Raw genomic sequence first — 21,802 nt, forward strand, 5'->3', positions numbered from 1 at the left:
GCACCGAAGGCCGCCTTCGGTGCGTTCAACGCACCGAAGGCCACATTGGGGCGCTCTTCCCGGACGTCAAACAACTTGCGACGCGCGACACTAGCGGGTCAGGTGGCGGTCAGCGTGCCGTCAGCCGGTCCGAACACCATGACAGCAAGCCACCAGGCCCGAAACAGACGGAGATGTGAAGTGACGAGTCCTTTCGACGACGAGAACGGCCGGTTCCTCGTCCTGGTCAACGCCGAGGAAGAACGCAGCATCTGGCCGGTGTTCGCCGCGGTGCCGCCGGGGTGGGAGGTCTCGCTGGGGGAGAGTTCGCGCGCGGACGCGGTCGCCCACGTCGAGGCCACCTGGACCGACCTGCGCCCGAAGAGCCTGCGGGACGCGGGCTGATGGCGAGCGAGGCGCTCGACCGCGAAGCGGCCATCGAAGTCACCGGGCTGCGCAAGGGCTTCGGCGACCACCAAGCCCTCGCCGGCATCGACCTGCGGGTGCCCGCGGGCTCGGTGCTGGGCCTGCTCGGCCCCAACGGCGCGGGCAAGACCACGACCGTCCGGGTGCTCGCGACGCTGCTGCGCCCGGACGGCGGCACCGCCCGGGTCGCCGGCTTCGACGTGGCCACGCAGGCGAAGGAAGTGCAGCGGCGGATCGGTCTCGTCGGCCAGTACGCCGCGGTCGACGAGCTGCTCACCGGGCGTCAGAACCTCCAGCTGCTCGGCACGCTGCTGCACCTCGGCCGGCGTGGCGCCCGGGAACGGGCCAAAGAGCTGCTGGAGCGCTTCGACCTGACCGCCGCCGCCGACCGCGCGGTCGGCACGTACTCCGGTGGCATGCGGCGGCGACTCGACCTGGCGACCTGCCTCATCGGCCGCCCGTCGGTGCTGTTCCTCGACGAGCCGACCACCGGCCTCGACCCGGCGAGCCGCAGCACGCTGTGGGGAATCGTGCGGGGCCTGGTCGACGAAGGCGTCACGGTCCTGCTCACCACGCAGTACCTCGAGGAGGCCGACTACCTCGCCGACCACATCGTCGTGATCGACCACGGCCGCGTGATCGCCGAGGGCACCGCCGACGAGCTGAAGCGCAAGATCGGCGCGGAGCGGCTCGAGATCGCCGTCGCCGAGGAGAAGTGGCTCCAGCCCGCGGTTTCGGCCCTGTCCGGCGTTTCGGCCTCGGCGGTGACCGTCGACGAACGCAAGCGGAGCATCGCGGTCGAACTGCCCGACACCGCCGGGGGCATCGCCGCCGCGGCGGCCGCCCTGCGCGACGCCGGCGTCGAGTACACCGACTTCGCCCTGCGCCGCCCGACGCTCGACGAGGTGTTCCTCGACCTCACGGGACGTCCTTCGGTCACTTGACCGGCCGCCACCAGCTCGTCCGTCCACCCAGGACGGCGAGCCGGGGCAGCAGCAGGAACCGGACGATCGTCGTGTCGACGACGAGGACCAGCGCGGTGGCCAGGGCGAACTCCCGGACGTCCCCGCGCTCGGTCAGTCCCCAGACCAGCCACATCACCACCGTCACCAGCAGCGCGCCGCCGGATGCCGACCAGGCCCGGCGGCACGCGTGTGCCACGGTGTTGCGCCGGGACATCCCGGCCAGGGTTTCGCTCCGCAGCCGGTGCAGCAGGTAGATCTGCAGGTGGTTCGCCGGCACGAGCAGCGCGACCACCAGCACCATGGGCGCCCAGCCGGGCAGCGGGTCGACGAGCAGGGCCAGCATCCCCAGCCCGGCGAGCACGGCGACGCCGTTCAGCAGGAACGTCGCCACGGCCACCACCGGACGCCGGTAGGCGACGAGCGTGGCCAGGCCGAGGACGACCAGCATCGTGGTCACCCCGCAGACGTCCAGGTCGGCGGCCAGCGGCCGGCAGCCCGCGCAGGCGGGGGAGAACACCCGCATCGACCCGTAGACCGCGGCGACGGCCAGCGTGAGCACGCCGGCCGCGATGGCCGTCGGCCGCACGAACCGGGGCAGGAGGCCGACTTTCAGGGCCGAGGGCAGCGGCGGCAGCGGCCTGGACGAGGCGAGCACCCGGTCGTTCAGGGCCGGCAGCAGGCTGAGCGAGGCCACGGTCGCGACCAGCACCACCACGAGGACGGCGGTGGCCAGCGGCGCCAGCTCCGGAGCGGCGACGAGGGCCACCGCGGTCAGCGAGACGGCGAGGGCCCCGCCCGAGACGAGGGCGGCGTTGCCGGCCGTGCTCGCGACGATCCGGGCGGCCCGCGACGCGTCGTTCCCGCTCGCCACCGCTTCCCGGCTCCGGCAGAGGGCGAACAGCATGTGCTGGACCGCCACCGTGATGACGACGAGCAGGGCCGCGTTGCCGGCGAGCGGCGACATCGCGGCGGATTCGGACACCGCGTCCAGCACGGCCGCCGAGGTCGCCGTGACGATGCTGATGAACAGCGCGGACACGAGCAGCAGCAGCCGGGAGAAGGGCGCGCTCACGACGACCGCGATCGGCGCGGCGACCACCGGCCACCAGTTCGCCGCCACGTCGGGGTCGGACAGCGAGCCGTCACCCAGCCGGGCGGTGCCGGTGAGGCCCGGCAGCTCCGCCAGGGCGACGAAGACGAGCCACAGCGCGATGACCGCGCTGGGGTGCTCGGCACACCAGCAGGAGGTGCGGACGGCGAGCGAAGCCTTCACGATCGTCCCCGTTCGACCCGATGGGCAAGGCGGCGTTCGCGGTGCGATTCCGTCCGCGCGTGTGTTCGAGTCTAGGGGGCCGTGACCGTTCGTTCACGGGGTGTGAGACCCGGATTCGCGGTGGTGCTAGGCCGTGTGTGGTGGATCACAGCACCGGGCCCGGTCATCGGCCGAGCCCGGCGGGCCGGATCGCCGGGTCGTGCTCGAGCAGGTCTTCGCCGTAGAGGTCCGCCACCCACTGGTCGTGGTAGACCGTGTCGAGGTAGCGGTCGCCGAGATCGGGCGCGATCGCGACCGCCGTGCCGATGTCCGGGTGCCGCTCCAGCCAGCTCAGGGCGCCGCTTACGACGGTTCCGGTGGAGCCGCCGAAGCAGAACCCTTCCTGGGTGAGCGCCCGGCAGGTGCGCACGGTATCGGCTTCTTCGACGTGGAGGACGTCGTCGACGTAGGAGGCATCGAGCATCGGCGGCCGGATCCCGGTGCCCAGCCCGGGGATCATCCGGCGGGCCGGTGGCGTGCCGAAGGTGACCGAGCCGACCGTGTCGACGGCGACCACCCGGGTGCCGGGCCGGTGCTCGCGCAGGTACCGGGCGCACCCCATGAGCGTCCCGGTGGTGCCCGCCCCGATGAAGACGACCTCCGCGTCGGGGAAGGCTTCGGCGATCTGCGGGCCGGTCGTTTCGTAGTGGGCGCGCCAGTTCCCGGCGTTTTCGTATTGGTTGAGCCAGACGAACCCGCGCTCGGCGCACAGCTGCCGCACGAGCGCGATGCGCGCGCCCAGCAGCCCGTGCTCCGGGTGCGGTTCGGTGACGATGCGCACCTCGGCCCCCATCGTCTCCATCAGCTGCCGGGCGCCGAGCGTGCACCGCGAGTCGGTGACGCAGACGAACCGGTAGCCGGAGCTGGCGGCGACGAGGCTCAGCGCCACGCCGAGGTTGCCGGAGGAGCTCTCCACGAGCGTGGAGCCGGGCCGCAGGTCGCCGCGGCGCTCGGCCGCGGCGACCATCGACCGGGCGGCCTTGACCTTGATCGACCCGGCGAAGTTGAAGCCCTCGCACTTGAGGAACAGCGGGTGGCCGGCGAACCGGCGGAGGTCGACGAACAGGTCGTCGGTGTTGAAGTCCTGCGGGGCGCTGATTATCGGCACGTGAAGCTCCCGCTCACCGCTTGCCGTACCGGTCGAGTTCGAAGAAGAACTCGGGCACGGTCCGCAGTTCGCCGGAAGCACGCAGCTGGTCGTAGACGTGCTTGCCGACCGCCAGGTCGAGCACCCCGAGCCCGAACGGCGAGAACACCAGCGGCCGGTCCTTCGGCAGGGACGCCTTTCCGGTCATCACGTCGTGCAGCGTCCCGGACAGGAAGTCCCGGTCCCCGGTCCGCTGCTCGGCCAGGTGCACCGACGTGTTCGCCTTGAGGCAGTGCTCGACGTCGTCGACGACGTTGGTCGAGGCCAGGATCACCTCCGGCGACAGGTCGCGCAGCGAGACGTGCAGGACCAGCGGGTTGTGCTCGAACCACGCCGGGTCGTGGACGTGCGGCTCGCCGGCGACCGTCGCGAACACGACCAGGTCGCTCCCGCGGATCAGGTCTTCGGCGCTGTCGTGCACGGTGACCGACGGCTGCCCCGCCGCGCTGAGGTAGCCGCTGAACCCGTCGGCGTGCGCCGGGTTCAGGTCGAACACGCCGACGTCGTCGAAGCTCCAGCCGGCGGCGGCCAGGTACGCGTGGACGTACCGCGCGATCAGGCCGGTGCCGACGATGCCGAGGCGGGCGGGCCGGGCCCGGTCCCGGGTCAGCCAGTCGGCGGCGAGCGCGGCCGAGGCGGCGGTGCGGGTGGCGCTGATGATGGAGCTTTCCAGGCAGGCCAGCGGATAGCCGGTCTGCCGGTCGTTGAGGACGAGGATCGCCGAGGCCCGCGGCAGCCCGCTCGCGACGTTCTCCGGGAAGCTCGAGATCCACTTGAGCCCGTCGACCGCGATGTCGCCGCCGACCGACGCCGGCAGGGCGATGATCCGCGAGGACGGCCGGTCGGGGAAGCGCAGGAAGTAGGACGGCGGGTTGACCGTGTCGCCGTCGCCGTGCAGGCGGTAGGCCGACTCGATCAGGTCGATGACGAGCTTTTCCTGTCCGCCGAGGATGTCGTGGACCTGCGCCCCGGAGATCACGGCGAACTCCGGGACGGACGTGCTGGTGCTCATGCTGGCAGCCTCCTGAGGCGGTCGGTGCGCGGTCACGCCGCGGCGAGGGTGGCGAGGCGCTCGGTGATCCGGCGGTCCAGCTCGTCGAGCGGCTCGGCCGAGGGCCCGATGAGCACGCCGTAAAGGCGGCCGGCGAAGGCGTCGCCCGCGGCGGCGACGCCGGCTCCGGCGTTGACCGTGGCGAAGTTGTTGACGAGCAGCCCGCTGCCCGAGCCGGCGAACAGCAGCTCGCCGAGCGTCTCGCGCAGCCGGGCGAAGGACAGGGGAGCGGCGAGGCGCACCGGGTAGTGCCGCGCCATCGCGACGGCGCCGGCGGGCACGAACCGCTCCTGCAGCGGCACCTGGTAGGTCGACATGTTGTTGCGGGCGTTGATCTCCAGCACCGGGAAGATCCCGCCGTCCGGCTCGACCAGCGCGTCGACGCCGACGACGCCGTAGTAGCCGTCCTTCGCCAGCCGGGCGCCCAGCGCGTCCGCCGCGTCCCGGATCACCTGGTGCTGGCCCTCGTCGAGGCGGGCCGGCATCCGGTGTCCCTTGTGGACGCCGTTCTCGGTGATCGCCTCCTTGACGAAGTCGAACCGCACCGAGCCGTCCCGGCCCACGGTGAACTGGTAGTTCAGGTCGGCGAGCTTGTCGACCCAGGTCTCGGTCACCAGCGCGATGCGGTCGCGGCCTGCCTTCTGCGCGGTGCGTTCGATCATCCGCTGCAGGCGCAGCAGCCGCTGCTCGCTCGTGACGACGGCGATGCCCTTCCCCGACACGCCGTAGGCCTCCTTCACCACCACCGTGCCGCCCTCGGCGAGCACCTTGGCGGCCTCCGGGACGGCCTCGGCCAGCTGGGCGGGCGTGTCGCAGACCCAGCCGGGCGGCTGCCGCAGCCCGAGTTCGTCGGCCAGCTGCCTGCTGTAGACCTTGCTGTTGACGGACTTGCAGAGCGCGGCGGACGGGGTGGCCAGCGGCACGCCCGTGCGGGCCGCCAGTTCCTCCTCGACGGCCGAGGCGCCATGCGGGAGCAGGTGCGCGCCGTCGGTCGCCAGCTCGGCGAGCGTGGCGACGAGCGCGGGATCGGCGAGCGCGTCCTGGCTGACGTTGCGCGCCGGGTCCGGTGCCGCCACGACGTGGACTTCCGGCAGCTCGAAACCGAGGTCGAGCAGGTAGCGGTGGTAGTCCGGGTCGGGCGCGTGCTTCAGCACGACGTGGTCGCCCTTGCCGCCCAGCAGCAGCGCGAACTCGTCCATGCTGTTGACCACCGCCGTGCTGCCCGCGGCGGACACCCGCGGCAGGCCGAGCTCGTCGGCGGCCCACAGTTCCTCGACCTCGAAGTTGCCGAGGAAGACCAGCGGGTGCTCGGCCGAGCCGAGCGCGGCGGTCTTCAGCCGCGCGATGAAGTTCGGGCTATCGGAGTCCATTGGCGGACCTTCCCCTCAGACGACCAGGCCGCCGTCGATCTCGAATACGCTTCCGGTGATGTAGGCGGCGCGGTCGGACGCCAGGTAGGCCACCAGGTCGGCGACCTCCTCGGCGGTGCCGAACCGGCCCAGCGGGATGGCCGCGCGCAGCTTCTCGCGGGCCTTGTCCGTCATCTGCGCGGTCATGTCGGTCTCGATCAGGCCCGGCGCGACCGCGTTGACCCGGATGCCGAACCGGCCGACCTCCTTGGCCAGCGCCTTGGCGAAGCCGATCACCCCGCTCTTGGACGCCGAGTAGTTGACCTGGGTCGGGTTGCCGTACACGCCGGACACCGAAGACAGCGTCACGACGCTGCCGCGGCGTTGCTTCAGCATCAGGAACACGGCCGGCTGGCAGACGTTGTAGACGCCGTCGAGGTTGGTCCGCAGCACGTCCGTCCAGCGGTCCTCGGTCATCGTCACGAACGCACCGTCGCGGGTGATGCCCGCCGACGTCACCACGGCGTCCGGGACGCCGAGGTCGGCGGCCGTCTTCGCGACCCAGTCACCGGCCGCTTCCCGGTCGGTGACGTCGACCTTCGTCGCGACCGCCCGCCGGCCGAGGTCGTGCACCTCCTTGGTGAGCACGTCGGCGGACTGTTCGTCCGAGCGGTAGCAGAACGCGATGTCGTGGCCGCTCGCGGCGAGGTTCAGCACGACCGCGCGGCCGATGCCGCGCGAACCGCCGCTGATCAGCGCGACCTTCGGCGCGCTCATGCGACCGGCTCGCCGAGCCGCAGCAGCGTGCACGCCACCGAACCGTCGTCGTCGCAGGTGGTGACGACCGTGTGGTCGGCGCCGGCCCGCTCGGCGGATTCCGCGACGCTGAGGACGGCGGCGAGCTGGAACATCGCGCTCGCCGAAGCCGTGTCGCCGAGCAAGTCCGCGGACGGCACCCGGTCGACGGGCGCGTCGCCGAACAGCTCCCGCAGCGCCACCGTCTCGGCCGGTTCGCCGCGGGAGTCGGTGAAGCCGCTGCCGGTGGCCGCCCACACCTGCTCGGGAGCGACCCCGGCGGAGGCGAGCAGCGCGCGCACCGCGACGGCCACCGTCCCGGCGAGGTCGCCGTCGAGGCAGACGCGGGATTCGAACCCCTCCAGGGTGCCCAGCACCCGGCGGCCGGGCGGCCGCAGCTCCGCGGGTTCGAGGAGGAACATGGCGCAGCCTTCGCCGATGACAACCGGGTCGGGCCCGCCGCGGCGGTGGTGTTCGACCCAGGCGCGGGCGGGGGAGTACTCCTCGGCGGCGCCGCAGAGCACCCGGGTCGCCCGGCCGGTCCGCAGCAGCCGCCGCGCGTAGTTCAGCGCGTGCGGGCCGGTGGTCCGGCCCGCGGCGATCGTCGCGTTCGGGCCCTTGAGCCCGTGCCAGATCGCCGCCTGGCCGGCCGCGCAGTTCATCACGCAGCCGGGCACCGCGGCCGGTTCGACGTGGTCGGGCTTGTCGCCGGTGAGCGAGGCGCGGGTCAGGTCCATCATGCTCTGCACGCTGCCGGTCGTGGTGCCCAGCACGAACCCGATGTCGTCGCGCTCGTCGCCCGGTTCGACGCCGATGTCGGCGAGCAGGTGCTTCGCCGCGGCGACGGCGAGCCCGCTGACCCGGTTCATGGCCCGGGTGCCCTTCGTGCCGAGGAACTCCCGCGGCTCGAAGCCCGGGACGGTGGCCGCCGTGGCGGCGGGTCCCCGCGCCCAGCGTTGTGTGTCGAGTGTGGACACCGGTGAGGTCCGGGTGCGGACGCCGTCGGCGAAGGAAGCGCGGTCGTGGCCGAACGGCGAGATCGCCGTCCAGGCCGAGATGACCGGCGCGGCCGGGGTTGCGGTACTCATGCCACTGCCTCCCGCGGGCCGTCGTAGCGGCCGATCAGCACGACCGAGTTGTTGCCGCCGAAGGCCCAGCCGTTGTTCTGCACGATCCGCAGGTCCGCCTCGACCGCCACGTTGGGCACGCAGTCGACGGCGCACTCGGGATCGGTCTCGACGTGGTTGATCGTCGGCGGGATGAACCCCTCGGTGATGGCGACCGAGCAGCCGATCGCGGCCAGCGCGCTCGCCGCGCCCATCGAGTGGCCGAGCATCGACTTCATCGACACCACGCGGGGCGTGTCGTCGCCGAACAGCTCGCGGATCGCCGCGGCTTCGGTCTTGTCGTTGGCGTGGGTCCCGGTGCCGTGCGCGGAGATCAGGTCGACCTCGGCGGGCTTGACGCCGGCGTTCGCCAGCGCCAGCTCCATGCACCGGGCGATGCCGCCCTGGTGCGGGGCCACCGGGTGGTGGGCGTCGCAGGACAGGCCGTAGCCGAGCACTTCGCCGTAGATCCGGGCACCGCGGGCGGTGGCCGACTCCAGGCTCTCCAGCATCAGGATGCCGGCGCCCTCGCCGGTCAGGATGCCCAGCCGGTTCTTGTCGAACGGGCGGCAGAAGTCCGGCGCGATGCTGCGCAGCCGGTAGAAGGAGGTGAACGTCTTGCGGCAGACGGCGTCCGCGCCACCGCACAACGCGAAGTCCGCTTCCCCGAGCCGGATCGCGTCGAACGAGTGGCCGATCGCGTAGTTGCCCGCCGAGCAGGCCGTCGCGATGCTGCCGACCTCCACATTGGACAGGCGCAGCTCGTGGGCGATCGAGGTGGCGAGCCGGCCGGCCGAGGTCCGCCGGGCCAGCCGCGAGCTCATCGCTTCCGGTCCGTCCGCGATCTCCAGGGAAACCATGCTGTCGATTTCGTGCGACTCGCCGTCGGTCGTGCCGACCGAGAGCAGGCAGCGCGCGTCCCGGAGCACGTCGAGGTCGATGCCGGAGTCCGCCACCGCGAGCCGGGCGGCCGCGGTCGAGAACCGGCTGGCTCGGCCGAGCGAGTCGATTTCGACGTTGTGGATCCAGCGTTCCGGCTCGAACCCGATGACCTCGCAGCCGTTGTTGTGCTCGAAGCCGGTCGTGTCGAAGACACTGATCGGCCGGACGTTGCTGCGCCCGGCGCGGAGCGCGGCCGTGAACTCCTCGATGCCCGTGCCGAGGCTGGAAACCACCCCGCAACCGGTGATCACCACCCGCCTGCCGGGTGCGGTGGACTGTTCGCTCATCGGATTTCCCTTACCAGCCGGCGGATTCCGCGACGACCTCGTAGGCGCTGTCCAGGTCGACCATCCGCCGGAACTGCGCCTGGTCGATCGTGACGCCGAACTCCTTCTCCAGCGCCGCGAGGACGTCCATCAGCGTGAGCGAGTCGGCTTCGTGGTCCTCGATGAAGTTGCTCGTCGGGGAGAGCTCGTTGTCCTCGAGCTCGAGGTGCTCGCAAACGATCGCGCGGATTTGTTCCCTGCGCTCGGACACTGCCGCTGTCATGACGACTCCTGTACCGGTTTCGGACGAACTTCGGCCTCGCCGGGAAACTAGCCAGCGCAGATGACCGCACTCTGACCGAACGCTGACGAAGGCAGGCGTCGGTGAGCCGTCAGCCGTCGGTCATCCGCGTGCGCCACGATCATGGTCGTGCTCACGGAAGGAGAGTGGATGAGCCCGGAAGGTATTCGTGAAATTCCTTCGGAAATTTCTCCGGAAACGACAACAGGGACGGCCGGTGGTCGCGCCGTCCCTGCTGCCGGTGGTGCCGTGGTGTTCAGTCGAGCATGCAGTCCTGCACCAGGATCGCCTGATACAGCTGCCGCAGCGCCCGGCCGGGTGAGAGACCGAGTTCGTTGCCGAGCCACTTGCTGGTGCGGTGGAACACCGACAGCGCCTCGCTTTGCTGGCCGGTGCGGTAGAGGGCGAGCATCAGCAGTTCACTGAGCCGTTCCCGGCCCGGGTTCTCGGTGGCCAGCTGCCGCAGTTCGTGCACGATGTCGTGGTGCTGTCCCACCGCGAGCCGGGCGGCGATCAGGTCTTCCTGGACGGCCAGCCGCCGCTCGTTCAGGTGCGTGGCCGCGGCCCGGCAGCGCACGCCCTCCTGCACGTCCATCAGCGCCGGCCCCCGCCACTGGACCAGGGCTTCCCGCAGGATGCCGGTGGCTTCCTGCGGTGCGGAGGCGACCAGCGACGTGCCGCGCCGCGCGAGTTCGAGGAACCGGTGCGAGTCGATCGATTCGGCGGACACTTCCAGCTGGTAGCCGCTGTAGGTGGTCCGGACGATCTCCTCCCCGCTCGCGTCGGTGATCGGCTTGAAAAGCCGCCGCAGTCGTGCGATATTTGCTTGCAGTGCGTTACGGGAGTTGGCGAGTGACCGCGGGCCCCAGAGCTCGTCCGCCAGCTGCTCGTAGGACACCGGGCGGCCAGGCGACAGAGCCATCATGGCCAGCAGGGTCCGCACTTTCTTCGCGCGTATCGAGTAAATTCTCCCATTCGATCTTATTTCCATGCTGCCTAGTAGTTCGATTTCCACTTCGATCGACCCCCAGATTCGGGCAGCCCGATACTCAGCGGCCGGACCACCCGAAGATGTATTTTGCGCAAGATAGTGGCAGAGGGCCGGTAGCTTAGGTACCTCCGTTCGGACGAGTGAAACGCCCAACTCGTCAGTAGTATCACCTGGTGGACAGTTTGGCTCGGGATGTATTCGGACATACCCCTGGGTGGTGGTGTTAGCACCACCATTAATGGTGGTGTCAGCACTCCAGGGGCCGCGGCCGATCTTCGCTGGTAGGGTCCTCGTGAGCGGTGCCGGCGGCTCGGCTCCTTGCACGGACGGCACGAGGGTCATTACGTCGAGAAACCCCCGCTGACCGGGCGGTCGTCGGCCGGGCGGCGGTGGTCCGGACCCGTCGGGGCCCGGGGCGTGGGGGGTGCGCCGGGGACGCCGGGCAGGCGGGTGGCCGAGGCGACCGCAATGGGAGCGCAAACATCATTCGGGCTTTCGGCCCGGCTAATAAAATCGGCGCCCTCGGTGGGCGGGTTTCGGGCGGCGTCCGGGTTTGTCCGGGCTTTTGCGTCAGTGAACGGTGTACACCGAGTTTCGAAACAAAGCCGGGCTCGGAAGCGTAGCTCGGACTGACCCGGCAAAGGCCCCGGCACCGGCTTCGCGAACTGTCCTCCGAAGGTGGTCCCCGGCCTCACCCGATCGGCCGCCGGGATTCGAAGGCTTCGACGGGATGGTGTCCTGCCGAGGCGAGTCTCCGGGGCTCGCGGACGTGTGCCGGGTGGGTGTCCTCGCGTCGGCGGCTTGTCGTGGGTGACGGCCAAGCCGGGCGTCGGTCACCGGGCGGCCGGGCCGGAGGGATGACGGTTCGGTCACGCTGAGTGTCCCCTTCGCCGGACGGCGGCCTGCGCCGGGCTGGGTGGGTTCGGGGTGGACCGCCGCGTGGTCTCTCAGCTCGGTCTGGCCGACTCGGGTCGAGTGGGTGCAGGGCGGACCGCTGGACGGTCCTTCTCGCCGGTCTGGCCGACCAGGGCTGGGTGCGTTCGGGTGGACTGCCGGGCGGTCTCTCTCGCCGGTCTGGCCGGCCCAGGGTCGAGTGTGTTTGGGGCGGTCCCCTCTCGCCGGTTCAGCCGACCCGGCCGAGTGCGTTCATGGCGGACCGCCGGACAGCCCCACTCCCGGTCTGGTCGCTCCCGAGCCGCGTCGCGTTCGACCGACCACAATGGACACTGCCACCCCGGTGTGGATCAGCCGGCCCGCTTTCAGCGGCGGCGAGTTCCGATTTCCCGTGATATCCTGATGGTGATCGGACCACTCGATTACCGACAATCCCGCCCGCCCAGCGAGATCTGCCTCGATTCGACGACCGTCTCCGGTTCCGGCCCTTCGCCCCAGCTCTGATTCCGTCCGGTGTGACGCACGAACCCGCTGTTCCACGCGAGCGTGCGCGTGGACCGATGTGAAGGGGAATGCCCATGAGTGACACAGTTCTGGCCCAGGCCGCCAACATCAACCCCGGCCTCGCCGCCATCGGATACGGATTGGGGGCGATCGGCCCGGGAATCGGTGTCGGCCTGATCTTCGCCGCCGTCATCAATGGTACCGCACGGCAGCCGGAAGCGCGCGGGAAACTGCAGACGCTGGGCTACTCGACGTTCGTGCTGAGCGAAGTGCTCGCGTTGATCGGGATCGTGGTGTATTTCATCGCGTCCAACCGGTGAAATACCACCGCCCGCGCCCGGCCCTCGGCCGGCGCGCGGGCGGCGGTCCGTCCGGACCGGGTGCGCCCGGCGATCCCGTGCTGCGCGAGGAGATCTTCGGTCCGGTGCACAGCTTGACCGAAGCGAGCCGGGCCATTCCGGTGGCAGGGGCGAGCGCGTCTGCCCGGCCGGGAAAGTCCGTGGAAGGAGGTGCGAGCATCCAGTGGTGGAAAACCTGGCGGGCACGACCGAAACGGCAGTGATCGTGCCGGTCCCGGCGGCCGACGCGGTGGTGGACAGCTACCGCCAGGAGCTGGACCACTCGGCGCTGTGGGGCGTCCCGGCCCATGTCACGGTCCTCTACCCGTTCCTCCCGCCGGAGCGGATCACCGCCGCGGTCGTCGACGGCCTGGGTGAGGTACTGACCCGGACCGGTGCGTTCGAGTGCGTGTTCTCCCGGGTCGCGTGGTTCGGGCGGGAGGTGGTCTGGCTGGCTCCCGAACCGGCCGGGCCGTTCCGCGCGCTGACCGAGCGGGTGTGGCGCCGGTTCCCCGAGTGCCCCCCGTACGGCGGCGCCCACGCCGAGGTGGTGCCGCACCTGACGATCGGGAGCACCCGCCGGGCCGGCACGGCCGCGCTGGACCGGGCGGCCGCCGAGGTCCGGGCGACGCTTCCGATCCGGGCCGGGATCGACCGGGTGCGCTTGATCGCCGGGAGCACGGCCCCCGGTTCGTGGCGCACGGTCGCCGAGTTCGCCCTGGCGGGCTGCTAGTGTCGCGCGTCCGAAGTTCAGTGACAGCGGCCCGGTCCCCGAGCGCCCCAATGTGGCCTTGGTTGCGTTGAACGCACCGAAGGCCACATTGGGGCGCTCTTCCCGGACGTCAAACAACTTGCGACGCGCGACACTAGCTCGACCGCATCAGGATGAAGTCCCCGTGGCCGCCGTAGCCGAGGACGTCTTCGGCGTACTGCGTCCCGTCGAACGTGGGCAGCCACCAGCGGTCGCCGATCCGGACCAGCATCGGGTGGGGGATGTTGGTGCCGTACGGTGCGTTCAGCGTGCCGAGCTTGCGCAGGCTCAGGTCGTACACCGGGTATTCGCGGGCGTCGCCGTCGCTGGCGAACAGGTACCAGCGGCCGCCCACCCGCTGCAGGATCGTGCCTTCGGTCTGGCCGACCGACACGTCGGCGCCCAGCAGTGTCAGCCCGTGGTCGTAGTCCGCGCCGCGCGGGGCCGCCGCCAGGGCCGGGTGGAACACGAAAGCCGGCTGCTGGGCGGGACTTTCGACGAACGCGATGTGCCAGCGGCCGTCGATCTTCGTCAGCGCCGGGTCCCACGAACTGACCGTCGTGGGCAGCGGCAGCCGCTCGGTGGGCAGGACGTGCACCCCCGAAAGCACGTCGGCACGGGTGACCGCGTGGCGCACGTGGACGCCGTTGAACGAGAAGTCGCCCCAGGAACTCATCAGCAGGATGAAGCGGTCGCCGTCGAGGACGATCTGGCCCGCGTGGTCGCCGAGCACGACGCCGTCGCGCGCGAAGAACAGGGTCGCCACCTGCTCCAGCTTCGTCGGGTCGGCCAGGTCGAGCGTCCACACGGCCCAGTGCGCCTGCTGGAAGAACCCCAGGCCGGCGTTGGTCATCGTCAGGTAGAGCTTGCCGTGGCGGATGTAGGGGCGGCCGTCGGCGTACTGCACGACGTGGGGGTCGCGGACGCCGGCCTGGCCGTAGTACCCGGCCCGCACCCGGCCCAGCCGCGCCGGCCCGCGGGTGCCGTAGGCGTAGCCCAGCCGGCCCAGCACGGCCGGGTCGCGCAGGTCGACGCGCGCGCGGACCTGGTCGCGCTCGGTCAGCAGCGGCCGCCAGCCGGTGCCCCGGTCGGCCAGCACCGTGACCGCGTTTTCGTTGACCACCACGGCGAAGCCGAACGGCGCCCGCAGGTCCGCCGGTGCGGACTTGACCACGGTGGTGCCGCCGGCCGTGGTGATCTCGATGGCCGCCTGGCCCGCGGTGGCGTCGTAGGTGCCGAGCACCGAAATCCCGGCCCCGGCCAGCCCGGCGACGACCGGCGCGCGGTCGTCGAGCACCTGCACGGTCACCGTCCCGTACGGCGCCCTCGGCCGGATGCCGGTCTTGACGAGCGCGCCGGGCCGGGCGGGGGAGTCGAGCTGGACGAACTTCGGCGCGATCAGGTCGAACGGCCGGAACTGCTCGGTGACGGCGAACTTCAGGTCCAGCGGGCCGGTGCCGGTGGCCATCTTTTCGGGGGTCCCGGTGGCGAAGCCCCCGGCCCGGGGCGGAGCTCCGGGCGGCACAGCGGCCTCGGCGGTGCCGCCGAAGAGGCTCGCGGTCACGCCGGTGACCCCCAGCGCGGTGAGGGCACGCAGCACGTCGCGTCGATCGAAGCCGGTCACCTTTGACCTCCGTGATGGGGAACGGGGCCCTCAGTTTGCAACGTGGCATGCAACGTGGCAACCGCCGACGGGCCTCATTCCTCGACGAGGGACTCGAGGAGGCCGCCCGCCAGCTCCTCGGCCGGGCGCGTCCATTCGTGACGCAGGGTGCGGAACAGCGCCGCGGCGCGCGTGCCCGGCCAGTCCGGGGGCAGTAGCGCCGGCGGCAGGACCGGGTCGCGGCGGATCAGCAGGAGCCATTCCGCGCCCAGCCGGATGCGGCGGGACAGCTCGTCGCCGAGCTCGCCGGGTGCGCTGCCGCTCCAGCGGCGGAGGAACTGCTCGTAGCCGGCCGCGATCCGGGGCAGGTCCCAGGCTTCACGGGCGATGCGCACCGGGTCGGTCCACATGAACGGCTCCGCGCGGAACACCTCGGCGTGGTCGAGGAGGTCGAGCTCGGCCAGCGCCGGCGCGATGTCGGCGGCCGACGCCGAGACCCACAGCCCGCTGCGCAGCGGGCCGAACCCGAACCAGCCCAGCCGGGTGCGCAGGGCGTACCGGTCCGCGCGCCGGGTTTCCGGCACCGAGAACGTCAGCAGCGTCCACCGGCCGTCCCAGTGCCGGTCGACGACGTCGCCGTCGAGCTTGCGCTGGCCATCGCGCAGTACCGCGGTGCCGTGCGCGGTCAGGCCGAGGAACGCCCGCCGCCCCCGGCGGACGGTGCGGAGCAGCTCGCGACGGCTCATCCGGCTCAGCGTCGCCCGCGTCGCGTGTTCGCCGACGCCGAGGCGGTCGAGGGCGGCGATGACCCCGCCGGTCGACACGGCGATCCCGCGGTCGAGCACGTGGTCGCCGAACAGCGTCAGCAGCAGGGCCTCGGGCCGCACGCCCGGCACGCCCTCGTCCTCCGCCCAGCCGGCCGCTTCGAGCATGCGCCACCTCCGGCGTCCAACCTACCGCGCCGGATTGTTCGCTGTTTCCGCGACGATCATCAATGATTTATCCGGCATTCAGCGGCCATTGCCGAGTTCGAAAGTTTCGGTTCTTCGAAATGGTTGATGAATTGTTGACGGTCGCCGTCGATCTGCCTAACCTCAGTCGCGAGGGGGATCGCCGACCGGAGGTCACCGATGAGTGGATTCAGAACGGCGTTCGTGACCATCGCCAGTGCCCTGCTGCTGGCCGTCACCGCTGTGGTGCCGGCCCCGGCGTCGGCCGCTTCCTTGGTGGAAGTGACCGGCTTCGGGAACAACCCGGGCGGGATGCGCATGCACGTCTACGTGCCGGACGCCCGGCCGGCCAACCCCGCGATCGTGGTCGCCATGCACGGCTGCGGCGGTTCGGGGCCGGGGTTCTACTCCGGCAGCGAATTCGCCTCGCTGGCCAACCGCTACGGGTTCCTCGTCATCTACCCCAGTGCCCAGCAGCAGGCGGGCTTCGGGAACTGCTTCGACACCTGGTCGGACGCGGCGAAGCGGCGGGGCGGCGGCAGCGACCCGGTTTCGATCGTCTCGATGGTGACCTACGCCGAGCAGCACTACGGCGGCGACCCGAACCGCGTCTTCGCCACCGGCTCGTCGTCCGGCGGCATGATGACCAACGAGATGCTCGCCCTCTACCCGGACGTGTTCAAGGCGGGCGCGGCGTTCATGGGCGTCCCCTTCAACTGTTTCGCGAACGCCGCGGACTTCCCGCCGTGGAGCAGCAAGTGCACCGGAAACGGCGGGGCGAACCGCACGCCTCAGCAGTGGGGTGACGCGGTGCGGCAGGCTTACCCCGGCTACACCGGTCCGCGCCCGCGCGTCCAGCTGTGGCACGGCACCGCCGACACGCTCGTGCCGTATGCGTTGCTGCAGGAGGAAATCGAGCAGTGGACCAACGTGTTCGGCCTGAGCCAGACGCCGACGTCCGCCGACACCCCGCAGGCCGGCTGGAACCGCTGCCGCTACGCCGACAGTTCCGGCGCGGTCCGGGTGGAGGCCTACAGCGTCCAGGGTGCCGGGCACAGCCTGCCCGCGGGTGGGATGGCCGCGGTTGCCGTCGCTTTCTTCGGGCTCGGTGGTTGACGCTTTCGTGGGCAAGCGCGCCGGCGGGGGTCGCACCCCGCCGGCGCCGACATCCGCCGACATCCCGCAGGCCGGCTGGAACCGCCGCCGCTACGCCGACAGTTCCGGCACGGTTCGCGTGGAGGACTACGTCGTCCAGGGTGCCGGGCGCAGTTTGCCTGCGGGCGGAATGGCTGCGGTCGCCGGCGCCTTCTTCGGGCTCGGCGGCTGACTGCTCTCGCAAGCAAGCGCGCCGGTTCAGCCGGAGTGTTCGCCGGCCGGGAGGTGGACGACGACGTCCAGCCCGCCGGCCGGGCGAGCGGCGATGGTGAGCTCACCCCGGTGCGCGGCGACGATCGCGTCCACGATGGACAGTCCGAGGCCGGTGCCGCGGCCGGTGTGGATCCGGGGGCCGTCGCCGCGGACGAACGGCTCCCGGAGCCGGTCGACGGCCTCCGACGCGATCGGCGCGCCGGTGTTCCCGATGCGCAGGAACGCCCGCCCGCCGGCGCCGCCGGTGGCGACCTCGACCCGGCCTCCGGGACAGTTGTGGCGAACAGCGTTGTCGACCAGGTTGCCGCACAGGCGTTCCAGCAGGACCGGGTCACCGCGGACCGGCGCGGGCCGCAGGTCGGCTCGCACCGTGAGGTCCACGCCGCCGAGGCTGTGCGCCACGACCTCGGCGAGGTCGACGCGGTGCCGGACGCCGGGGCCGGCCTGGCTGTGGGCCAGCGCCAGCAGCGCGTCGAGGGTGCGCCGGCTCTGCTCGACGGCGGTCCGGACGTCGGCGGTCATGGCCAGCAGCTCTTCGGTACCGGGCCGGCTGTCGAGGGTGACGTCGATGGCGGTGCGCATGGTGGTCAGCGGGGTGCGCAGCTCGTGGGCGGCGTTGGCGGTGAACATGCGCTGGCTCGCGAGCACCCGGTCGCGTTCGGCGACGCCGTCCGAAATGCGGTCCAGCATCCCGTTGACGGTGCCGGCCAGGGTGGCGAGCTCGTCGAGGGGCCGGGTGACCGGCACCCGCTCGGACAAGTTTTCCGCCGAAAGGCGTTGTGCGGTGGCGGAAATCGTGCGGATGGGCCGCAGGACCCGCCCGGCCACCAGCCACCCGGCGACCGCGGCGAGCGCCGTCACCACCGCGAGCGCGAGCGCGGCCTGGGTGATGAAATCGGTGAGGGTGACCGCCTGGATCGAGGGCGGCAACGGCGGCATCGCGTCCGGCGCCGGGCCGAGCGTGATGACCGAGATCCGATGGCCGCCGTTCCCGCGCATCAGCAGGTAGGTGAGCGTGGTCAAGAGGGTGCCGGCGGCGAAGACCAGTGCGGCGTAAAGGATCGTGAGCCGGGCGCGCGCGTTCACGGGACGATCCGGTAGCCCGCACTCGGCACCGTCTCGATGGGCGGCGGGTCGCCGAGCTTGCGCCGCAACGTGCCGACGGTGATCCGGACCGCGTTGGTGAACGGGTCGGCGTGTTCGTCCCACACCTTGTCCAGCAACGTTTCCGCGCTCAGCACCGCGCCGCCGGCGGCGAGCAGGTGCTCGAGCACGCCGAACTCCTTGGGCGTCAGGTGCAGGAGCCGGCCCGCGCGCTCCGCGGTGCGCCGCGCGGGATCGAGCACCACGTCGCCGGCCCGCAGGACCGGCGGCATCGCGGGCGCGCTGCGGCGGGACAGGGCCCGCACCCGGGCGACGAGCTCGGAGAAGGCGAACGGCTTGCCGAGGTAGTCGTCGGCGCCCAGCGTGAGCCCCTCGACCCGGTCCTCGACCGTGCCGGACGCGGTGAGCATCAGGATCCGCGCCGCGCCGTGCCCGGCGAGCTCGCGGCACACCGTGTCCCCGTGGACCACGGGCAGGTCCCGGTCCAGGACGACGACGTCGTAGGGCGTGACCCCGCACTTGTCGAGCGCCGTGCGCCCGTCGAAGGCCACGTCGACGGCGAACCCGTGCTTGCGCAGGCCGGCCGCGACGTACTTGGCCAATGGTTGCTCGTCCTCGACCAGCAGCACCCGCACCCGGCCAGTGTCCCGCGCGCGGCATATGGCTCACGTATGGGCCGGCCATCGGTCCCCGATCGGCCGGGCCCGGTAGACCTTCGGCCATGACCACGACACGACGATCCGTCCTGGGCGTGCTCGGCGCCTCCGGGGCGATGCTCGCCACCGGTGCTCTCGCCGGAGCGGCCTCCGGCACCACCCTCGGCCCCACCTCCGTCGACGTGCGCGCGTTCGACCGGTTCGTCGGGGAACAGGCGGCCATGGACGCGTTTTCCGGCAGCCTGTTGCTGGTCCACCGGGGACGTCCCGTGCTGGCCAGGTCCTACGGCCGGGCCAACGACGCCGCGCCCAACGGCCCGGACACCCTGTTCGCCATGGCCTCGGTGACGAAGCTCTTCACGGCGGTGGCCATCGCCCAGCTCGCGCAGGCCGGCAGGATCGCGTACACCAGCACGCTGGGCACGTTCCTCAGCGGTTTCCCGGCCGAGATCGCCGACACGGTGCGAGTCCACCACCTTCTCACTCACACGTCCGGGCTCGGCGACACCTTCACGATGCCCGGGTACCTGGAGGAAGCACTCACCTGGACCGACGCCGGCCAGGTGATGACCGGCACGACGGACTACATCCGGCGCACCGCACTGGAGTTCGCGCCCGGGGCGGGGTCCCGCTACAGCAACGCGGCCTACCACCTGCTCGGCGCGATCGTGGCCCAGGTGTCCGGGAAGTCCTACTACGACTACGTGCGTGCACACGTGTTCCGCCCGGCCGGGATGACCACCACGGACTTCTACACCAGGCCGCAGTGGCACACGGACCCCCGCATCGCGCACCCCTACGCGAAACAACCGTCCGGCGGCCGCGCCGACACGATCGACCAGCGGCTGTACATCGGCACTCCCGCCGGCGACGCCTTCACGACGTGCGCCGACCTGGCGCGTTTCGCAGCCGCATTGCAGGGTTCGAAGCTGCTCGACCGCGCCTTCACCGGCATCACGCTGAGCGGCAAGGTGCCACCTCCGCCGCAGCCCGGTCCGCCGCCCGGCGGGACGCCCGGGGCTCCGCACGTCGCCTTCCAGTGTTATGGCCCGGTGACGCTGCTCGTCGGCGACCAGTGGGTGACCGGCCACGGTGGCGGTGCCCCTGGCACGTCGACCGACTTCCAGATGTACCCGGACACCGACTGGGTGACGGTGATCCTGAGCAACTACGACTACGACGGCGGGCCCCCACCGGTCGTGAAGAAGGCGCGCGACCTCATCACCGCGTGACCTTCGCGCCGTCAGGCGGTGAAGATCTTCAGCGCGGCGGCGTGCACCCCGGGCGCGGCGGCCAGGTACGCCCGGCTCGTCAGGTCCCACGGGCCGCCGTCGAGGCCGGTGACGACCCCGCCGGCTTCCTGGACCAGCAGCACGCCGGCGGCGTGGGAGCGGACGTTGTCGAACTGCCAGTGCAGGTCCATCCGGCCCGCGGCGACCTGGGCGAGCTGGTGGGTCACGGGGACGGAGATCCGCACGTACAGCGCCGCTTCCGACATCGCGGTGAACGAGGCGCCCATCCGGGCGAGGAGCTCGGCGTCCTGGCCGGCCTGGGCCTGGCCGGTGCCCGTCAGCGCGCCGTCCAGCGACGTCTTGGCGGAGACCCGCAGCGGCTCGCCGTTGAGGTGTGCCCCGCCGCCTTCGCGGGCGGTGAAGAGTTCGTCGAGCACCGGGAAGAAGAGCGCGGCCAGCACGGGACGCCCGTCGCGGACGAGGCTCACGCCGATGTTCCAGTCGGGCATGCCCTGCACGGCGTTCATGTTGCCGCCCATGGGGTCGATCAGCCACCACTCGCCCGCGGGCATCGGCCCGGAGCCGTGTTCGTCGTCGAGCCACCGCGCCTCCGGCCGGATCGCGGTCAACGCCGGCCGCAGCACGTCGGTGACGGCGGTGTCGTTGGCGTGCAGGCCCGCCAGCAGTTCGGTCAGCCCGGACGGGCGGGACGCGGGGGAGTAGCGCGCCAGTATCCGGGCGCCCGCCTCGCGGACGGCGGCGGCGGTGGCGGTGAGCAGGTCCTGGCTCATGGTTCGTCCCATCTCCTGTGGTTGTCTTGGGTTCGTGCAACTCGACTTGAACTTGCTCACGGTGCTCGACGCGCTGCTCGAAGAGAGCAGCGTGATGGGCGCGGCCGAGCGGCTGCACCTGTCCTCGCCCGCGGTCAGCCGCACCCTCGGCCGGCTGCGGGCGGTGACCGGTGACGACATCCTGGTCCGCGCCGGCCACACGATGGTGCCCACGCCGTACGCGATGGCGATCCGCGAGGACGTGCACCAGCTGGTCCGGCGGGCCCGCGAGGTGCTCCTGCCGGCCCGCGAGCTGAACCTGTCCGAACTGGACCGCACGTTCACGATCCAGTGCCACGACGCGCTCGCGATGTCGGTGGTCCCGGTGCTGGCCGGGCAGCTCCAGGAGCAGGCGCCCGGCGTGCAGCTGCGGGTGCTGGCCGAGCACTCCGCGGACACGGACGACCTCCGGCACGGCCGCGTCGACCTGGAGATCGGCGGGGGCCGGCCGTACCTGCCGGAGTTCCGGTCCGAGGTGGTCGGCCACGACCACCTGGTCGTGGCGATGCGCCCGGGCCACCCGGCGGCCGGAGGTCTCGACCTGCGCGAATTCGCGGCACACCCGCACGTCCTGGTCTCCCGCCGCGGCCGGCTGACCGCCCCGATCGACGACGTGCTGGCCGCGGAAGGCCTCCGCCGCCGGGTGATCGCTTCGGTGGCCACCCTCGCGACGGCGTTGCAGCTGGCGGTGCACAGCGACGCGCTGGTCAGCTGCACGGATCTGCTCGGCCGCTCGCTGATCGACGCCTTCGGGCTGATCACCCGCCCGTTGCCGGCCGAATCCCCGGCCGCGGAGATCTGCTGCACCTGGCACCAGCGCTACGACTCGGACCCGGCCCACCTCTGGCTCCGCACCGAGGTGCGGGCGGTCCTCGGACACCTCACCGGCGACGGCTGAGCCCCGCGTCTCCCGAGGTGTCCTCGCGTTCACCGCACCCGAAG

22 protein-coding genes are annotated in these 21,802 nt (G+C 71.7%); 8 read left to right on the forward strand and 14 right to left on the reverse strand.

What is annotated here, in order from left to right; genetic code table 11:
* Nucleotides 1-180: 180 nt before the first annotated feature.
* Both AB0M30_RS04295 and AB0M30_RS04300 read left to right on the forward strand, forming a co-directional pair.
* Nucleotides 181-384, forward strand: coding sequence for an MbtH family protein (locus AB0M30_RS04295; protein ID WP_013225885.1), 204 nt, complete (start codon nt 181-183; stop codon nt 382-384).
* Entirely contained in the window at nt 384-1,349 is a 966-nt protein-coding gene (locus tag AB0M30_RS04300; RefSeq protein ID WP_103342269.1) for an ATP-binding cassette domain-containing protein, read from the forward strand. Before AB0M30_RS04295 ends, AB0M30_RS04300 begins: the two co-directional genes overlap by 1 nt.
* Here the strand turns inward: AB0M30_RS04300 and AB0M30_RS04305 are convergent.
* The 9 genes from AB0M30_RS04305 to AB0M30_RS04345 form a co-directional block, all read right to left on the reverse strand.
* Complete coding sequence (locus tag AB0M30_RS04305) at nt 1,342-2,643, reverse strand: MMPL family transporter (RefSeq protein WP_364579649.1); 1,302 nt, start codon at nt 2,641-2,643, stop codon at nt 1,342-1,344. The genes AB0M30_RS04300 and AB0M30_RS04305 overlap by 8 nt on opposite strands.
* A gap of 163 nt (nt 2,644-2,806) precedes the next feature.
* Nucleotides 2,807-3,790, reverse strand: a complete 984-nt coding sequence (gene sbnA, locus AB0M30_RS04310; RefSeq protein WP_364579652.1) for a 2,3-diaminopropionate biosynthesis protein SbnA — start codon at nt 3,788-3,790, stop codon at nt 2,807-2,809.
* A gap of 13 nt (nt 3,791-3,803) precedes the next feature.
* Nucleotides 3,804-4,841, reverse strand: coding sequence for a 2,3-diaminopropionate biosynthesis protein SbnB (sbnB, locus tag AB0M30_RS04315; protein WP_364579655.1), 1,038 nt, complete (start codon nt 4,839-4,841; stop codon nt 3,804-3,806).
* Nucleotides 4,842-4,873: 32 nt separating this feature from the next.
* The gene (locus AB0M30_RS04320) at nt 4,874-6,250 is read right to left on the reverse strand and encodes an ATP-grasp domain-containing protein (RefSeq protein ID WP_364579657.1); all 1,377 of its coding nucleotides are present in this window, start codon (nt 6,248-6,250) and stop codon (nt 4,874-4,876) included.
* 15 nt (nt 6,251-6,265) lie between these two features.
* Nucleotides 6,266-7,006 carry a 3-oxoacyl-[acyl-carrier-protein] reductase gene (gene fabG, locus AB0M30_RS04325; protein ID WP_364579660.1) on the reverse strand — a complete coding sequence of 247 codons (741 nt, stop codon included), beginning with the start codon at nt 7,004-7,006 and terminating at the stop codon, nt 6,266-6,268.
* On the reverse strand, nt 7,003-8,112 hold the full coding sequence (locus AB0M30_RS04330; RefSeq protein ID WP_364579662.1) for a beta-ketoacyl synthase N-terminal-like domain-containing protein: 1,110 nt from the start codon (nt 8,110-8,112) through the stop codon (nt 7,003-7,005). Before AB0M30_RS04330 ends, fabG begins: the two co-directional genes overlap by 4 nt.
* Nucleotides 8,109-9,359, reverse strand: coding sequence for a beta-ketoacyl-[acyl-carrier-protein] synthase family protein (locus tag AB0M30_RS04335; protein WP_364579665.1), 1,251 nt, complete (start codon nt 9,357-9,359; stop codon nt 8,109-8,111). The genes AB0M30_RS04330 and AB0M30_RS04335 overlap by 4 nt, the downstream gene beginning before the upstream one ends.
* A 10-nt stretch (nt 9,360-9,369) precedes the next feature.
* The gene (locus AB0M30_RS04340; RefSeq protein WP_364579667.1) at nt 9,370-9,621 is read right to left on the reverse strand and encodes an acyl carrier protein; all 252 of its coding nucleotides are present in this window, start codon (nt 9,619-9,621) and stop codon (nt 9,370-9,372) included.
* A 274-nt stretch (nt 9,622-9,895) separates the two neighbouring features.
* On the reverse strand, nt 9,896-10,630 hold the full coding sequence (locus tag AB0M30_RS04345; RefSeq protein WP_364580480.1) for an AfsR/SARP family transcriptional regulator: 735 nt from the start codon (nt 10,628-10,630) through the stop codon (nt 9,896-9,898).
* A 1,472-nt stretch (nt 10,631-12,102) separates the two neighbouring features.
* Here AB0M30_RS04345 and AB0M30_RS04350 point away from each other — a divergent pair.
* Together AB0M30_RS04350 and AB0M30_RS04355 are read left to right on the forward strand one after the other, a co-directional pair.
* Complete coding sequence (locus AB0M30_RS04350; protein ID WP_103342261.1) at nt 12,103-12,348, forward strand: ATP F0F1 synthase subunit C; 246 nt, start codon at nt 12,103-12,105, stop codon at nt 12,346-12,348.
* Nucleotides 12,349-12,553: 205 nt separating this feature from the next.
* Nucleotides 12,554-13,099 carry a 2'-5' RNA ligase family protein gene (locus tag AB0M30_RS04355; protein ID WP_364579670.1) on the forward strand — a complete coding sequence of 182 codons (546 nt, stop codon included), beginning with the start codon at nt 12,554-12,556 and terminating at the stop codon, nt 13,097-13,099.
* Nucleotides 13,100-13,232: 133 nt separating this feature from the next.
* Here AB0M30_RS04355 and AB0M30_RS04360 read toward each other — a convergent pair whose 3' ends face one another.
* The gene (locus AB0M30_RS04360) at nt 13,233-14,741 is read right to left on the reverse strand and encodes a hypothetical protein (protein WP_364579673.1); all 1,509 of its coding nucleotides are present in this window, start codon (nt 14,739-14,741) and stop codon (nt 13,233-13,235) included.
* Between the two features lie 74 nt (nt 14,742-14,815).
* Nucleotides 14,816-15,652 carry a PaaX family transcriptional regulator C-terminal domain-containing protein gene (locus AB0M30_RS04365; protein WP_364579676.1) on the reverse strand — a complete coding sequence of 279 codons (837 nt, stop codon included), beginning with the start codon at nt 15,650-15,652 and terminating at the stop codon, nt 14,816-14,818.
* Nucleotides 15,653-15,850: 198 nt separating this feature from the next.
* Between AB0M30_RS04365 and AB0M30_RS04370 the strand changes: the two genes are divergently transcribed.
* Both AB0M30_RS04370 and AB0M30_RS04375 read left to right on the forward strand, forming a co-directional pair.
* The gene (locus tag AB0M30_RS04370; protein ID WP_364579679.1) at nt 15,851-16,786 is read left to right on the forward strand and encodes a PHB depolymerase family esterase; all 936 of its coding nucleotides are present in this window, start codon (nt 15,851-15,853) and stop codon (nt 16,784-16,786) included.
* Nucleotides 16,779-16,997 (forward strand): hypothetical protein, encoded by a 219-nt coding sequence (locus AB0M30_RS04375; protein WP_364579682.1) that lies wholly within the window; start codon nt 16,779-16,781, stop codon nt 16,995-16,997. The genes AB0M30_RS04370 and AB0M30_RS04375 overlap by 8 nt, the downstream gene beginning before the upstream one ends.
* A gap of 26 nt (nt 16,998-17,023) precedes the next feature.
* On the opposite strand, the gene AB0M30_RS04380 is transcribed toward AB0M30_RS04375, so the two are convergent.
* Both AB0M30_RS04380 and AB0M30_RS04385 read right to left on the reverse strand, forming a co-directional pair.
* On the reverse strand, nt 17,024-18,124 hold the full coding sequence (locus tag AB0M30_RS04380; RefSeq protein ID WP_364579685.1) for an ATP-binding protein: 1,101 nt from the start codon (nt 18,122-18,124) through the stop codon (nt 17,024-17,026).
* On the reverse strand, nt 18,121-18,777 hold the full coding sequence (locus AB0M30_RS04385) for a response regulator transcription factor (RefSeq protein ID WP_364579688.1): 657 nt from the start codon (nt 18,775-18,777) through the stop codon (nt 18,121-18,123). The genes AB0M30_RS04380 and AB0M30_RS04385 overlap by 4 nt, the downstream gene beginning before the upstream one ends.
* 86 nt (nt 18,778-18,863) lie before the next feature.
* On the opposite strand from AB0M30_RS04385, the gene AB0M30_RS04390 reads away from it, so the two are divergent.
* Nucleotides 18,864-20,030 carry a serine hydrolase domain-containing protein gene (locus AB0M30_RS04390; RefSeq protein WP_364579691.1) on the forward strand — a complete coding sequence of 389 codons (1,167 nt, stop codon included), beginning with the start codon at nt 18,864-18,866 and terminating at the stop codon, nt 20,028-20,030.
* Between the two features lie 11 nt (nt 20,031-20,041).
* Here AB0M30_RS04390 and AB0M30_RS04395 read toward each other — a convergent pair whose 3' ends face one another.
* The gene (locus tag AB0M30_RS04395; protein ID WP_364579694.1) at nt 20,042-20,821 is read right to left on the reverse strand and encodes an inositol monophosphatase; all 780 of its coding nucleotides are present in this window, start codon (nt 20,819-20,821) and stop codon (nt 20,042-20,044) included.
* Nucleotides 20,822-20,855: 34 nt separating this feature from the next.
* Between AB0M30_RS04395 and AB0M30_RS04400 the strand changes: the two genes are divergently transcribed.
* Nucleotides 20,856-21,758, forward strand: a complete 903-nt coding sequence (locus tag AB0M30_RS04400; RefSeq protein ID WP_364579696.1) for a LysR family transcriptional regulator — start codon at nt 20,856-20,858, stop codon at nt 21,756-21,758.
* Nucleotides 21,759-21,802: the final 44 nt, after the last annotated feature.

This window comes from Amycolatopsis sp. NPDC051716 (assembly GCF_040681595.1).
Lineage (GTDB): Bacteria > Actinomycetota > Actinomycetes > Mycobacteriales > Pseudonocardiaceae > Amycolatopsis.